Below are 12,736 nucleotides of genomic sequence, written 5' to 3'. Positions count from 1 at the left end.
CGCCGGAATCCCGGCGGGCGTCTGCTGTCTCAGCTCACGGCTTGCTGATCTTCTCCCGGACCTCCTGCTCGTAGGCCACGCGGGCGGACCGATCGGCGCTGCTGAGCACCGTGTCGGCGCTGATCAGGCGCTGCAGGCCGAGGCGCACGGCGCGGGGGAGCAGTGCCGAGGCAGCCACCGCGCGTCCGCCGGATCGGGGCACCCACGTCTCGTCGCGCGGACGACGGATGACGCCGACGATGGCCTCCGCCACGTCCTCCGGGGCGAGGTGCTTGACGCCCTTGGCGTGGGAGATTCCCGCCGCCAGGGCCGTCTCGACCGCGGTCGGGAGGATGACGCTGATGTCGATGCCGTCGTGCTGGAGCTCGTCACGGATGGCCTCGCTCATCGCGATGACGGCGGCCTTGGAGCCCGAGTAGCTGGCCCCCTCGGCGAGCGGGAGGCGTCCGACGGCGGAGGCGACGTTGACGACCTGACCTCCGCCGCGAGCGATCATCCCCGGGACGACGAGCTTCATGCCGAGGCCGTACCCCAGGACGTTGACGTCCATGACGGCGCGCGAGATGGCGTCGTCCTCGTCGAGGAAGCGGCCGATCGGCATGATCCCGGCGTTGTTGACCAGCACGTCGATGGGTCCGGCCGAGGCCGTCTCCTCGAGGAACTCGGTCCACGACTCGCGGCTCGTGACGTCGAGGCGTGCCCCGACCGCGCCGTGGCCGACGGCGGCCGCCGCAGCGGTGACCTGGTCGAGGTCGAGGTCTCCCAGCACCACCGTGGCACCGGCCGCGGCCAGCTGGGTGGCCGTCGTGAACCCGATGCCGCGGGCCCCTCCGGTGATGACGACGACGCGTCCGGTCAGGTCCTTGGTCATGATGCTCCTTCTTCGGCGGGGGTGAGGGTCCCGAGGCGTGCGCCCGGCGTGAACGTCGCGGGCAGCTGGTCGATGCCGTTGATCGACGACTTGATGGGGTACTCGACGACCTGGTCCTCCAGCACGTGGAAGTCGGGGAGTCGTTCCAGCACGCGCTCGAGCATGATCCGCAGCTCGAGGCGCGCCAGCGGTGCGCCGAGGCAGCGGTGGGGTCCCGCGCCGAAGGCGACGTGCTCGGTCGCGTTGGCACGTTCGAGGTCGACCCGGTCGGGATCCTCGAACACGCGCTCGTCGCGGTTGGCCGCCGCGTACGTCAGCATGACGCGGTCGCCCTCGGCCAGCGCCTGCCCTCCGAGCTCGGTGTCAGCCGCCACGGTGCGGGCGACGCCGAAGAACGGGCTGTAGTAGCGCAGGAACTCCTCGATCGCGGCGGGGATCCGGTCGGGCTCGCGCTGCAGGAGCGCCCGCTCCTCGGGGTGGGCCGAGAGCCAGCGCAGCGAGTGCAGGAGCGCCGAGGTCGTCGTGTCGGTGGCGGCGAACGTCAGCCCGTTGAGGATCGTCGCCGCCTCCTCGTCGGTCACGGGGGAGTCGAGCACGGAGCCCTTGGTCAGGGCGGAGGCGACGTCGTCGCGGGGATCTTCGCGCCGCTGCTTGACGAGCTCGAGCACCTTGGCCTGCGTGGCGAACAACGCATCGAACGGGAACTCGGGCGAGAAGATGCCGTGCAGGTTCATGGCGTGCACGACGGCGGCGAAGTCGGCCCACTCGTCGGGGTCGAAGCCGATCACCGAGATCGTGACCTTGGTGGGGATGACGCGACCGAAGTCGGCGGCGAAGTCGATGCGCCCGCTCTCGATCACACTGTCGAGCGCTTCGTCGACGTAGGCGCGGATCTGCGCCTCGTGCGACCGCACGGCCTTCGGTGTGAAGAACGGGACCTCGAGGCGGCGGATGTCGGTGTGCATCGGTCCGTCGGCCTCGCTCGGCACCATCCGGGCCAGCGAGGCGTCCGGGATGGTCGACCCGCCGCGCGGGGTGCGGGGCTCCGGGTACGCGGTCTTGTCGCGCTCGGCGAAGGCGTCGCCGTCGATGCCGTCGTGGAGCGAGGAGAAGTGCTCCCAGTCGGTCGCTGCCGCCTTGAGCTCCTCGTGCCCCGTGATCATCCAGAAGCCCTCGTGGTGGGACGAGTGGGCCACGGGGCAGCGCGAGAGCTGGTTGAGCCGGGGGCTCCAGTTGTCGGAGTAGTCGGGGTCGAGGTGATCGAAGTCGATCTCGACCCTGCCGTCGGGGCTGGTGGTGGGCTCCAGGTGCGGCGCGATGGTGGTGTCATCGGTCATGGCGTCGTGTCCTCACGGGTCGTCGTGTCAGGAGTGGGGATGCTGGGGTCGGCGACGGTCAACGCCTCGATCAGGAACGAGAGCTCCATGAGGTGCTCGGCGGTCTTCCAGAGCCGGTCGACCGGGGGTGGGACCTCGGTCGACCCGAAGCTCGAGGGCGACCAGGAGCCGTCGTCGTTCTGGCGATCGAGGAACCACGCGGTCATCCGCTCGGCATCGGCGGCGAAGGGCGATGCGGGGTCGAGCTTGACGTCGCAGGCGACGCCCCAGGCGTACTTGCAGATCTGCACCGAGTTCGGGTCCGTGAACTGGACGTCGCTGCCGTCGGCGTTGAGCTGCAGGAACGCGCGAGCCAGGTCGCGGTCGTCCGAGCCGGTCAGCGCGCGGTAGTCGTGCAGGAAGGCCGCGGCGATGCCGGGGCTGTAGTAGGCCTGCAGCGGCTCCCGGAAGTCGACGCGCAGGAGGAAGCGTCCGAAGAAGTCGTCCTCGGCGGGGATGAACAGGCTGTCGTCATCGTCGCTGCGTCCGGCGTACAGGACGTGGGGCAGCTCGGGCTGGAGGGTCCACAGCTCGCGCAGCCACGTCGCGATCGGATCGGCGATGTCGCGACGGCCCGCGACGATCGCCGCGATGCCGAGCTGGCACGTCTTGAGCAGGTCCTGGATGGTCGCGGACCCCTCGGGACGCTCGCGCTGGTCGTACACGCCGCCGGTGCGAGGGCTCTGGAAGCGCTGGCAGCGGTCGAGCAGCGCGTTCGCGAGGTCGTACCGGCCGAGCCGCCACGCCGCGATCGCGAGGGCGCTGAGCTCGTACACCGGGCTCGCGCCCTGCATGAACTCCGCGGGGCCGGAGCGCAGGTCGGCGTCGTCGTCGAGCGCCTCCTGCTCGGCCCACCGCAGCACCGCGGCAGCGGTGTCGCCGGCTCCTGCGACCGAGAGCGCCCACGGGACGCGCCACCACGTGTTCTTCTGCGCTGCGTCGCGGGGCCGGCCGGCGTCGAGCTGCTGCTCGATCCAGGCGATGGCCTCCTGCTGTGCGCGCTTGGCCGCGGCCAGCAGCTCGGTTCTGTTCTGGTCTGTCGTCATCGTGTTCCTGTCGCCGGTCGATCGAACTCAGGTGATTTATGATCTTGCACACACTGACTATCTGTCATAGTGTGACACTTCGTCAATATGTGACGTCAATGTTTCTCACCCGTGTCAGGAAGGACACCCATGACTCTCGATGGAGCACAGCTGCGCAAGACCCTGGAGGCAGACCGCGAGCTGGCCGTGCGGCTCAAGGCGTTCCGAGGAATCGTGCGCGTCACGCTGGGTCCGACGGTCTTCGACCTGGTGGTCGACGACGGTGCCGTGAGCTCGTCGGATGCAGCCGAGGCCGAGCCCACCGTCGGCGTCACGATCCCCACGGAGCTGTGGGACCTCATGGCCGTCGAGAAGCCCCAGGTCGGGCTCGAGTGCATGACGTCGGCGCAGGTCTTCGGCGCGACGATCGACGCCGACTGGCCCACGCTCGTGGCCCCCTACCTCGGTGCCTGGAATCGCATCGTCCGGCTCGGCGTGGACGCCGCCACGGGTCGCCACGAGATCGTCGTCGACGCCGATCCGTTCGCCGACTCCGACGACCCCGTCGGTCGCTACGTCCGCTTCGACGTCGACGGCCTGGAGCACCGCGTCTACTACGAGACGGCCGGGCGCGGCCCCGTCCCGGTGCTGTTCATGCACACCGCGGGCGCGGACGGCCGGCAGTACCGCCACGTGCTCGCCGACCCCGCGCTGCAGGAGAAGTACACGCTCATCGCGATCGACCTGCCGTACCACGGCAAGTCGCTGCCCCCGCTCGGCTCGCGCTGGTGGGAGAAGGACCTGAAGTTCGACAAGGCCCAGCTCATGGCGTGGATCACGGGCTTCATCGCGGCGACCGAGCTGGACCGCCCGATCTTCGTCGGCTGCTCGGTGGGCGGTCAGCTCGCCTCCGACCTGTGCGCCCACCACCCCGAGGCCATCCGCGGAGCCGTCGGCGTCAACGGGCTCTATCACATGGAGTCGTGGCAGGGCTTCGACAACGACCGCTTCCGCGACCCGCGGGTGGCGGCCGGAGCCGTCGGCTCGACGATGTTCGACGTCACCGGCATGGACGCGCCCGAGGACTTCCGTCGCGAGGTGGAGTGGATCTACACCACGAACCACCGCGACGTGTATCCCGCCGACAACGACTACTTCATGTTCGGCCACGACCTGCGCGTGGACGGGCACCTCATCGACACCGCGAAGACGCCGCTGATCATCCTCACCGGTGAGTACGACATCAGCATGCTGACCCCCGACGACAACGGATCGGCGCTCGCCGCCAACATCCCGGGTGCCGAGTTCATCGTCATGCCTGGGCTGTCGCACTTCACCCCGTCGGACGACCCGGAAGGGTTCCGACCCCACCTGACCGCGGCCCTCGACCGCATCGCGGCCTCATGACCACGGTCGAGTTCGAGCAGCCCGACGGGTCCGTGACGACGGTCGAAGCCGCCGACGGGGAGTCGATCATGCGCACCGCCTTGAGCAACCTGGTGCCGGGGATCGTCGCCGACTGCGGCGGCGAGCTGTCGTGCGCGACGTGTCACGTCATCGTGTCCGACGCGTGGGTCGGCATCGCCGGGCCGCCGAGCGGGTTCGAGGACGAGATGCTCGACGCGACGTCGGAGGAGCGCGAGCCCGGCAGCAGGCTGTCGTGCCAGGTCGTCGTGAGCCCGGTGCTCGACGGCGTCAGGGTGCGGGTCCCGGCCAGCCAGTGGTGAGTCGGCGCGTCGTCGTCCTCGGGGCGGGGCACGGGGGAGGGGAGGTCGTCGCGGCACTGCGGGCCGGTGGGTTCGACGGCCCCCTGACCCTCGTCGGCGACGAGGCGACACCGCCCTACCAGCGTCCGCCGCTGTCGAAGTCGTTCCTGCTGGGAGCGTCGCCCGCCGACGAGCTGCTGGCCCGGCCCCGGTCGTTCTACGAGCAGCAGCAGGTCGACCTGGTGCTGGGGCGACGGGTCGACCACGTCGACACGACGGCCAGGACCGTGCAGGTCGGCGACGAGTCGGTGCCCTACGACGTCCTGGTGCTGGCTCTCGGTGGCCGCCCCAGGATGCTGGCCGACCCTGCCGCCGCGAAGGCCGACAACCTGCACCAGGTCAAGACGCACGCCGATGTCGAGCGGCTGCGGGACCGGCTGGCACCGGGCACACGGGTCGGCGTCGTCGGGGGAGGCTTCGTCGGGCTCGAGGTCGCGGCGAGCGCCCGCAAGCGAGGCGCGGAGGTCACGGTGCTCGAGCTCGCACCCCGCCTCCTGGGCCGGGTGTGCAGCGAGGTCGTCGCCGAGCACGTCGCGTCCTTGCACGGGGCGCGCGGGGTGGACGTCCGCACCGGCGTGACCGGTCTGCACCTGGTGACCGGCGACGACGGACGCATTGCCCGCGTCGCCACCGACCAGGGGATCGTCGAGGTCGACGAGGTCGTGGTCGGCATCGGCATGACGCCCGAGACGGGGCCGGCGGAGCAGGCGGGGCTGGCGGTGGACGACGGCATCCTCGTCGACGCCGACTACCGGACGTCCGCACCCGACGTGTTCGCGATCGGCGACTGTGCCCGGGTGCTTCGCCCTGACGGGTCGACGCTGCGCCTGGAGTCGGCACCGCACGCCGCGTCCAGCGCCCGCCGTGTGGCCGCGGTGATCCTCGGCCGCGAGACCCCGCCGGATGCCGCCCCGTGGTTCTGGTCGCACCAGTTCGAGGTCAAGATCCAGATGGCCGGCGACCCCTCCGCGCGTGTCTCCCGGTGGGTGACGCGCGGCGACATGGCAGGGGGCTCGTTCCTGACCTTTGGTATCGTCGAGGATCGGATCGTGAGGATCGAGGCAGTCGATCGTCCGGCCGAGTTCGCGCAGACGAAGTCCTGGCTCGACCGGCCCATCCCGTCGGTCATCGATCGCTTGGCGGACGAGTCGTACTCCATCCGCCAGCTATTCGCCCGCCCGTGAGGCGCTGATCCACCCCCGTCTGACAGGAGCCGCCCCGATGCCGGACCCCGCCGATCGCCCCGTGGGTGGCCGAGCGATCGCCCGCGAGGCCGTGCGTGCCAGCCTGTCGGACGCGGCGCGCGAGCTGTTCGAGCAGCACGGTATCGAGGCCACGAGCGTCGACATGATCGCGTCAGCCGCGGGCGTGGCGAGTCGCACGTTCTACCGGCACTTCGAGTCCAAGGAGGGCTTGGCGATGGCCTGGCTCGACGACCCCGGCCCGGCGTTCCGTTCCGCGCTGCAGGATCGACCGGCCGACGAGCCCATCTGGACGGCTCTGCGCCGGGCCTTCGACCCCGTGCACGAGCCCGGCAGCCGCTTCGCCGAGCAGATGTGGATCAGCGCCGAGATGGCCGAGTCGTCCCCGGCTCTGATGAAGCGGGTGAGGGATCGGGTGTTCGACTGGGAGGTGCTGATGTCAGAGGTGATCCTCGAACGGTTGCCCGAGCCCCGATCTCCTCGAGACGCCGAGCTGTTGGCTGCTTGGGCGCTGAGCGCCCTGCGGGTCGCCTTCGAGCGCTGGCGCGACGCGGGTGACCACGCGCTCGACCAGCTGGCGAGCCGCCTCGACGAAGCCTTCGACGCCGCGACGACGCTGCTGGGGCCGGGTCCGAGCTGAGCGAGTGGCCGGTCGTCTTCCTCGGCCGTCCCGCGTCCGGCGTCACCCGTCGAGATGGCCGTCCTCGTCTGTCCCGGCAGGGACGACGACAAGATCGGACGGGACCCTGCTCACACGGTCATCCGGTGTCGCCGCCATTCCTGAACCCAGGCGTGCACGCACGAGACCCCCAGGCAGGTCAATGCGAACGCCAGCCAGAACTGCCACGGTCGGTCGGCCCGGAACACCCCTGTGCCGAACCACAGCGTCATGAGGACGTAGTAGAGCAGCTGTCTCGGTCGCGGCGCGGGCGTGGCTGACGACGCTGGCTGGATCACGCGGCGAGCGTACGACGTCGACGGTCCACGGGTTCAGTAACCGAGTCTGTCCGGTGCGATGATGGGCCGCGTGACTAGCCAGACCCCGCCGCCCATCGAGCTGAGCCCGCGCCTGCAGCTGGTCCGCCGGTGGGCGGCGGCGGGGGTGCTCATCACTCTGGCTGCTCACGTCGTCGGTTCTTCCTGGTTCGACGGCGGCGCAGGTCTGGACCTGCGTGTCGGGCTCGGCCTCGTCACGAACCACTGGCCGAAGGCCGCGCTCCTGTTGCTCGCCTACGTGCTCCTCGGGTCGGGAGCTGTCGCCCGGGCATGGTGGAAGCACCGGGCGACGACGTGACGGCCCGCATGACGCAGCGCGCCCGGCACGTCGTCCTGTGCCGCGGGATCCTCTGCGCCGCCGTCGTCGCCTGGGCCGTCGGGTGGGGTCTGGCGGGCCGCTACGGCGGCGACGTGTTCGATGTCGTCGTCGGAGGCAGCGGTGTGGTGGCCGCGGTCTGTGCGGTGCTCGCCCTACCTCGATCCCGAGGGGCCGCCGTCCCCTTGATCATCACGATCGCCGTCGCCGCACTGATGACGTTCGCGCGGTTGCCCGACCCGGACTTCGACGGCATGGACTTCACACCGGTCATGCTGCCGCCAGTGCTCTTCGTCCTCGCGGGCATCGCGCTGATGATGATCAATGGGACGCCGGAGCGAAGGGCGCGCCATGACTGATCCCGACGGCGCGATCGAGCCGATCCGCGTGGACGAGGTCGCGGTCGCCGCCTACCGGTGGGACGCCTGGCGGTCCGCGGCCGAGGCCACGTCGCGCAGGGCCCGGCGGACCGCAGGCGTCCTGGGGCTGGTCGTGGGCCTCGTCGCCGGTGTCACCGGACTCGTGCTCCTGCCGCCCGAGGCGAGGATCTCGGTCGCCGAGCTGCGGAGCGTCGTCGTGCCGGCCCTGGTCGACGTCGCGAGCGACGACTCCCTCGAGAGCCTGCTGCTCAACGGCGGCACGCTGGTCGTCGAGCGGTCGACCGTCGTCGTGGCCGAGGCACGCGACGCCCTGGTTGCACTTGTCGCGTCGGAGTACGACGGCGACGACCTGCCGCCGGCGGTGAACCCCACCAACGGGAGAGGGCCGTGACCGGTAGGTTGGCACCCACCGCGGGGAGGTAGCTCAGCCGGTTAGAGCAGGGGACTCATAATCCCTGGGTCGTGGGTTCGAGCCCCACCCTCCCTACCGACGACACTCCGCCGACCGATGGAGCCCGCATGCGCGACGCCGTGATCTTCGACCTCGACGGGACGCTGTGCGACACCAGCGAGATCGTCCACCTCATCGAGGGCGACGACAAGGACTTCGCCGCCTTCCACGCTGCCTCGGCGACGTGCCCCGCGCACGAGGACGTCGTCGAGGCTGCGCGGGAGCAGCACGAGAAGGGGCGCGCCGTCATCGTCGTGACGTCGCGTGAGTTCGTGTGGCGCGACCTGTCGCTCGACTGGCTCGTGGCCCACGACGTCCCGTACGACGCGCTCTACATGCGCATCGTCGGCGACTACCGCAAGGATGTCGTGATCAAGAAGGAGATCCTGCAGCAGATCGCCGACGACGGCTTCACGCCGCTGGAGGCGTGGGACGACAAGGAGTCGGTGCTCGAGCTCTGGCGCGACAACGGCATCGTCGCCCACGCGGTCGGCTGACTCAGTCGAGGCCGAACGTCGCCCGTTGCCCCTCGGGCACGAGGTCGAGGTACTCGGGGTTGTCGAGGATGACCTTGGGCACGAACGGGCAGTACGGCAGCACCGTCCCGCCCCGCGCCGCGATCTCCTGCAGGGTGCCGACGATCAGCTGGCTGCCGACCCCGCGGCCCCCGAACTCGGGGTAGACGCGGGTGTGCGGCAGCGCGTACTCGTCACCATCCCTGCGGTAGTCGACGAAGCCGGCGAGACGGCCGTCGATCGTGATCTCGAATCGTGACTCCGGGGCGTTGTCGTGCACGGTGGTCGTCATCTGACACTCCTTGACGGGTGGGTGTTGTCCGCACGGGCCAACGTACGTCACAATAGGTCGCAGGTGCTCCCGTGACGCTGGGGAAGGCGAACTAGGGAGGCACCATGGCTGTATCGAACAACGGCATGTCCATGCCGACGACCCCGACGCGGGGAGTGCTCTTCGTGCACTCCTCCGTGTCTGCGCTGTGCCCCCACGTGGAGTGGGCAGTGGCCGGCGTTCTCGGTGGCACGCCCGATCTCGCCTGGGTGCCCCAGTCGGCCGAGCCCGGCACCTACCGCGCCGAGTTGTCGTGGCAGGCCGCTGCAGGCACCGCGGCAGCGATCGCATCGGCGCTCCGCGGATGGGAGCAGCTGCGCTTCGAGGTCACGGAGGAGCCGACGGCGTCCACCGAGGGTGCGCGCTACTCCTACACGCCGGCGCTCGGCATCTTCCACGCCATGACGGGCCTGCACGGCGACATTCTCATCCCCGAGGACCGCATCAAGGCGTTCCGGGTCAAGGCCGCGCTCGGCGAGGTCGATCTCGACACGGCGCTCGACGGCCTGCTGGGACTCGCGTGGGACGCCGAGCTCGAGCCGTTCCGGCACGCCGGCGACGGTGCCCCGGTGCGCTGGCTGCACCAGGTGATCTGACCGTCAGCCGATCGTGACCTTGACGGTCGGGGTCGACTCGCCCGTCGTGGTGTTGGTGACGCGGAACTGGCGCTCACCCGTGCGCGACGTGTAGAGCTCGGTGCGGAAGATGCCTCCGTCGCGCACCGTGGTCTGGATCGGGAAGTCGTCCCAGCCCGCCCCCGGACCGTCCTTGACCTCGACCTGCAGCGGCTGACCGTCGGGGCTGCCCGGGAACGCGCCGCTCAGCAGGAACCGCTCACCCGGCGACACCCGTTCGCTGGACGTGTTGATGGTCGGCTTGGGGTCCTCGGTCGGGCTCGTCGGCGCGGGGGTCGTCTCCTCGGTGGGCTCCGCGGTCGGCGTCGCCGTCGTCGGGGAGGCCCCGATCGCGGGCAGGTCGACGTCGCCGATGCCAGTGGCGCTGACGAGCGCAGCACCGCCGAGGCCCAGCACACCGCCGATGACCAGGCCGAAGAACACGAAGATGGCGGCGAAGCTGCTCTTGCGGCGGCGACGAACCGGCGCGGCCGGTCGCGCAGCGGCAGGGGCAGCGGGGCGGGACGCCGCGACGGCGGCTGCGGCCGGAGCGGACTCCTCGGCGCGACGGCGCGTCTCGGCCAGCACCGCGTCGACCGCGTCCTGCACCGTCACCATGGAGTCGATCGCGGCGTCGGACAGGCGGACGCCGAACCGGCGGCCGAGCTCTTCGCCGACCTCGACGATCGTGAGCGAGTCGGTGCCCAGCTCAGCCAGGACCGCAGTGGGGACGACCGCATCGGCCGGGCAGCTGACGACCCGGACGAGGATGTCGGTCAGCTGCTCCTGGACCGAGGAAGAGGAAGGCACCTTCGCAGTCTACCGACGTGGCGACACGTCCCGCCCCTACACTGAGGCGATGGAAAGCATCGAGGACGTCCAGTACGTCGTCGTTCACGGCTATCGCAGGGCTTTTCGCATCGCAGGCTCCGGTCCGGCGCTGCTCCTGCTGCACGGCCTCGCGTGCGACTCCTCGACGTGGGTCGACGTCATGCCGTCGCTGGCCGAGCACTACACGGTCATCGCGCCCGACCTGCTGGGTCATGGCGAGTCCGACAAGCCCGATGCCGACTACTCGCTCGGCGGCTACGCCAACGGCATGCGCGACCTCCTGACGGTGCTCGGCATCGACAAGGTCACGGTGATCGGCCACAGCTTCGGGGGAGGGGTGGCGATGCAGTTCGCCTACCAGTTCCCCGACCGCACGGAGCGCGTCGTGCTGGTCTCGACCGGTGGGCTGGGCAGGGAGGTCACGCCGCTCATCCGGTTCCTGACCGTGCCCGGTAGCGGACTGATGATCGCCGCTGCGACCCTCCGTCCGTGGCGTCCGCTCGTGAGTGGCGCGCTGACGTCCCTGTCGAGGCTTCCCCTCAGCGCCACGCGCGACCTGGGTGAGGTCGCCCGCATCTACGAGTCGCTCGCCGACCCGGCCCAGCGCACCGCGGTGCAGCGCGTCACGAGCCACGTCCTCAACTGGCGCGGCCAGTACGTCACGATGACCGATCGCAGCTATCTCGCGCGGCTCATGCCGGTGATGGTCGTCTGGGGACGCAACGACATGGTCATCCCGGCTTCGCACGCCGACTCGGCACCCACGCAGGTGCAGGACGTCCACGTGTTCGAGAACTCGGGGCACTTCCCGCACCGCGACCATGCCGAGGACTTCTCGCGCATCGTCGTGGAGTTCATCGAGGCCAATGCCCCGGCGTCGTACCACCGGGGACGGTGGAGGGCGCTGCTGCGCCGCGGCGACCAGTACCAGCTCGAGAGCGTCGACCCGTCCGCCGCCGCGCCGGTGGCGGCCAGCGAGCCCGCGATCAGCTGACGGGCTCGACCTGGTCGGCGGCCTCGAGCCGTCGACGCTTCTGCCATCGGGTGTTGCCCGTGGCCCAGGCACCCACCGCGACGGCGACCCATCCGATCAGCAGGCCACCGAGGTCGTCGGCGACGTAGTGCCAGCCGAGGTACAGCGTCGCCGTGATCGTGAACGCGAGGTAGATCCACGCGACGTAGCGGATCGCGCGGGCGATGCCGGCGTAGTGCAGGAACAGCGCGAGGGTGAAGACGACCGACACGTGCAGCGACGCGAAGCCGGCGATGCCGAAGATCTTGTCGCCCTGCGGATCCTCCTTGTAGCCGAACGCACCGCGCAGCAGTGACATCTGCAGCTGGGTCGCACCGTTGTCGGGCAGATCGGCGAACCGCTGCGGCTCGTAGAAGGCCGGGCCGAGGGTCGGCAGGCTGTAGTAGCTGACGACGCCGAGCACCCAGTTGAGGCTCACCGCCGTGGCGTACCAGGCACCCACCGTGACGTCGCGGTGCAGCACCAGGACGGCGGCGACCGTGATCGGCACGACCGGCAGGTAGAGCACGTAGAGGACGGCCAGCACCTGGGCGGCGATCGTCGTGCCGAGCACCGAGTGCAGCACCTCGGCGGGGTTGTTGCCGAAGAACAGGACGTGGTCGAGCTGCAGCAACGCACGGTCGTGCAGCGTGTTGGTGAGCTCGGGCAGGTAGCTCTTGAGGTTGCGGTAGCTCACGTAGCAGACGTAGAACGACACCATGCCGGTCGCGGCGTAGCCGACGCGCTTGAGCGTCCACTCGTCGCGCACGATGTTGCGCATGCCTGAGAAGACGTGCTTGATGCCGTAGCGCTGGATGGCCTGGGGCGCGAGGCCCGCGGCGAACAGCAGCACGCCCAGCATCGGCAGACGGATGTAGGCCGGGCCGAGGAACCCCTCGGGATCCTTCAGGCCGACGTCGAGGTGCTGCGAGAAGTAGATTGCGGTGGCTCCGACGCCCACCGACAGGCAGAACGCGAACGCGTACGGCCAGGAGAGGAAGGCGCGGAACCAACGGGGCATGGACGCCATCTTAGGCGTCCATGCCCAAC

General features: G+C 70.2%; 17 protein-coding genes and 1 tRNA gene. 11 read left to right on the top strand and 7 right to left on the bottom strand.

What is annotated here, in order from left to right:
• Positions 1–34 precede the first annotated feature (34 nt).
• Genes JOF40_RS18215 through JOF40_RS18205 form a run of 3 tightly spaced genes read right to left on the bottom strand, consistent with a single transcriptional unit; the run spans position 35 to position 3,293 of the window.
• Positions 35–871, bottom strand: a complete 837-nt coding sequence (locus JOF40_RS18215) for an SDR family oxidoreductase (protein ID WP_129182496.1) — start codon at positions 869–871, stop codon at positions 35–37.
• Positions 868–2,208: a cytochrome P450 gene (locus tag JOF40_RS18210; protein WP_129182494.1), complete on the bottom strand. Its 1,341-nt coding sequence runs from the start codon at positions 2,206–2,208 to the stop codon at positions 868–870. Before JOF40_RS18210 ends, JOF40_RS18215 begins: the two co-directional genes overlap by 4 nt.
• A complete protein-coding gene (locus tag JOF40_RS18205) occupies positions 2,205–3,293 on the bottom strand; it encodes a hypothetical protein (protein WP_129182492.1) in 1,089 nt (362 codons plus the stop codon). The genes JOF40_RS18210 and JOF40_RS18205 overlap by 4 nt, the downstream gene beginning before the upstream one ends.
• 129 nt (positions 3,294–3,422) lie before the next feature.
• Here JOF40_RS18205 and JOF40_RS18200 point away from each other — a divergent pair, with 129 nt between their 5' ends.
• Genes JOF40_RS18200 through JOF40_RS18185 form a run of 4 tightly spaced genes read left to right on the top strand, consistent with a single transcriptional unit; the run spans position 3,423 to position 6,880 of the window.
• Positions 3,423–4,679, top strand: coding sequence for an alpha/beta fold hydrolase (locus JOF40_RS18200; RefSeq protein ID WP_129182490.1), 1,257 nt, complete (start codon positions 3,423–3,425; stop codon positions 4,677–4,679).
• Entirely contained in the window at positions 4,676–4,999 is a 324-nt protein-coding gene (locus tag JOF40_RS18195) for a 2Fe-2S iron-sulfur cluster-binding protein (RefSeq protein ID WP_129182488.1), read from the top strand. The genes JOF40_RS18200 and JOF40_RS18195 overlap by 4 nt, the downstream gene beginning before the upstream one ends.
• On the top strand, positions 4,996–6,222 hold the full coding sequence (locus tag JOF40_RS18190; RefSeq protein WP_188111771.1) for an NAD(P)/FAD-dependent oxidoreductase: 1,227 nt from the start codon (positions 4,996–4,998) through the stop codon (positions 6,220–6,222). The genes JOF40_RS18195 and JOF40_RS18190 overlap by 4 nt, the downstream gene beginning before the upstream one ends.
• A 37-nt stretch (positions 6,223–6,259) precedes the next feature.
• Entirely contained in the window at positions 6,260–6,880 is a 621-nt protein-coding gene (locus JOF40_RS18185; protein WP_129182484.1) for a TetR/AcrR family transcriptional regulator, read from the top strand.
• A 110-nt stretch (positions 6,881–6,990) separates the two neighbouring features.
• On the opposite strand, the gene JOF40_RS18180 is transcribed toward JOF40_RS18185, so the two are convergent.
• A complete protein-coding gene (locus JOF40_RS18180; protein WP_209674699.1) occupies positions 6,991–7,131 on the bottom strand; it encodes a hypothetical protein in 141 nt (46 codons plus the stop codon).
• 136 nt (positions 7,132–7,267) lie between these two features.
• Here JOF40_RS18180 and JOF40_RS18175 point away from each other — a divergent pair, with 136 nt between their 5' ends.
• From JOF40_RS18175 to JOF40_RS18155, 5 genes are all read left to right on the top strand, one after another.
• Positions 7,268–7,534, top strand: coding sequence for a hypothetical protein (locus tag JOF40_RS18175; protein WP_129182480.1), 267 nt, complete (start codon positions 7,268–7,270; stop codon positions 7,532–7,534).
• Positions 7,507–7,911 (top strand): hypothetical protein, encoded by a 405-nt coding sequence (locus JOF40_RS18170; RefSeq protein WP_129185983.1) that lies wholly within the window; start codon positions 7,507–7,509, stop codon positions 7,909–7,911. Before JOF40_RS18175 ends, JOF40_RS18170 begins: the two co-directional genes overlap by 28 nt.
• On the top strand, positions 7,904–8,323 hold the full coding sequence (locus JOF40_RS18165; RefSeq protein WP_129182476.1) for a hypothetical protein: 420 nt from the start codon (positions 7,904–7,906) through the stop codon (positions 8,321–8,323). The genes JOF40_RS18170 and JOF40_RS18165 overlap by 8 nt, the downstream gene beginning before the upstream one ends.
• 22 nt (positions 8,324–8,345) lie before the next feature.
• Positions 8,346–8,419 (top strand) — tRNA-Met (locus JOF40_RS18160).
• 32 nt (positions 8,420–8,451) lie between these two features.
• Positions 8,452–8,880 carry a phosphatase domain-containing protein gene (locus tag JOF40_RS18155; protein ID WP_129182474.1) on the top strand — a complete coding sequence of 143 codons (429 nt, stop codon included), beginning with the start codon at positions 8,452–8,454 and terminating at the stop codon, positions 8,878–8,880.
• Between the two features lies 1 nt (position 8,881).
• On the opposite strand, the gene JOF40_RS18150 is transcribed toward JOF40_RS18155, so the two are convergent.
• The gene (locus JOF40_RS18150) at positions 8,882–9,190 is read right to left on the bottom strand and encodes a GNAT family N-acetyltransferase (RefSeq protein WP_129182472.1); all 309 of its coding nucleotides are present in this window, start codon (positions 9,188–9,190) and stop codon (positions 8,882–8,884) included.
• A 104-nt stretch (positions 9,191–9,294) separates the two neighbouring features.
• On the opposite strand from JOF40_RS18150, the gene JOF40_RS18145 reads away from it, so the two are divergent.
• Positions 9,295–9,825, top strand: coding sequence for a DUF3145 domain-containing protein (locus JOF40_RS18145; RefSeq protein ID WP_245343160.1), 531 nt, complete (start codon positions 9,295–9,297; stop codon positions 9,823–9,825).
• Between the two features lie 3 nt (positions 9,826–9,828).
• Here the strand turns inward: JOF40_RS18145 and JOF40_RS18140 are convergent, their stop codons facing one another.
• Positions 9,829–10,653: an acyl carrier protein gene (locus JOF40_RS18140; RefSeq protein ID WP_129182470.1), complete on the bottom strand. Its 825-nt coding sequence runs from the start codon at positions 10,651–10,653 to the stop codon at positions 9,829–9,831.
• Between the two features lie 49 nt (positions 10,654–10,702).
• Here JOF40_RS18140 and JOF40_RS18135 point away from each other — a divergent pair, with 49 nt between their 5' ends.
• Positions 10,703–11,668 (top strand): alpha/beta fold hydrolase, encoded by a 966-nt coding sequence (locus tag JOF40_RS18135; protein WP_129182468.1) that lies wholly within the window; start codon positions 10,703–10,705, stop codon positions 11,666–11,668.
• Here the strand turns inward: JOF40_RS18135 and JOF40_RS18130 are convergent.
• Positions 11,661–12,707, bottom strand: a complete 1,047-nt coding sequence (locus JOF40_RS18130) for a phosphatase PAP2 family protein (RefSeq protein ID WP_188111772.1) — start codon at positions 12,705–12,707, stop codon at positions 11,661–11,663. The genes JOF40_RS18135 and JOF40_RS18130 overlap by 8 nt on opposite strands.
• Positions 12,708–12,736: the final 29 nt, after the last annotated feature.

The organism is Aeromicrobium fastidiosum (assembly GCF_017876595.1).
GTDB classification, from domain to species: Bacteria; Actinomycetota; Actinomycetes; order Propionibacteriales; family Nocardioidaceae; genus Aeromicrobium; species Aeromicrobium fastidiosum.
This window is presented reverse-complemented; position numbering and strand designations above follow the sequence as displayed.

Coding starts and splice junctions, on each gene's coding strand:
- JOF40_RS18155 (WP_129182474.1), top strand. CDS start 8,452: ATGCGCGACGCCGTGATCTTCGACCTCGACGGGACGCTGTGCGACACC.
- JOF40_RS18215 (WP_129182496.1), bottom strand. CDS start 871: ATGACCAAGGACCTGACCGGACGCGTCGTCGTCATCACCGGAGGGGCC.
- JOF40_RS18195 (WP_129182488.1), top strand. CDS start 4,676: ATGACCACGGTCGAGTTCGAGCAGCCCGACGGGTCCGTGACGACGGTC.
- JOF40_RS18150 (WP_129182472.1), bottom strand. CDS start 9,190: ATGACGACCACCGTGCACGACAACGCCCCGGAGTCACGATTCGAGATC.
- JOF40_RS18135 (WP_129182468.1), top strand. CDS start 10,703: ATGGAAAGCATCGAGGACGTCCAGTACGTCGTCGTTCACGGCTATCGC.
- JOF40_RS18170 (WP_129185983.1), top strand. CDS start 7,507: ATGGTGGAAGCACCGGGCGACGACGTGACGGCCCGCATGACGCAGCGC.
- JOF40_RS18145 (WP_245343160.1), top strand. CDS start 9,295: ATGGCTGTATCGAACAACGGCATGTCCATGCCGACGACCCCGACGCGG.
- JOF40_RS18130 (WP_188111772.1), bottom strand. CDS start 12,707: ATGCCCCGTTGGTTCCGCGCCTTCCTCTCCTGGCCGTACGCGTTCGCG.
- JOF40_RS18185 (WP_129182484.1), top strand. CDS start 6,260: ATGCCGGACCCCGCCGATCGCCCCGTGGGTGGCCGAGCGATCGCCCGC.
- JOF40_RS18210 (WP_129182494.1), bottom strand. CDS start 2,208: ATGACCGATGACACCACCATCGCGCCGCACCTGGAGCCCACCACCAGC.
- JOF40_RS18180 (WP_209674699.1), bottom strand. CDS start 7,131: ATGACGCTGTGGTTCGGCACAGGGGTGTTCCGGGCCGACCGACCGTGG.
- JOF40_RS18165 (WP_129182476.1), top strand. CDS start 7,904: ATGACTGATCCCGACGGCGCGATCGAGCCGATCCGCGTGGACGAGGTC.
- JOF40_RS18205 (WP_129182492.1), bottom strand. CDS start 3,293: ATGACGACAGACCAGAACAGAACCGAGCTGCTGGCCGCGGCCAAGCGC.
- JOF40_RS18200 (WP_129182490.1), top strand. CDS start 3,423: ATGACTCTCGATGGAGCACAGCTGCGCAAGACCCTGGAGGCAGACCGC.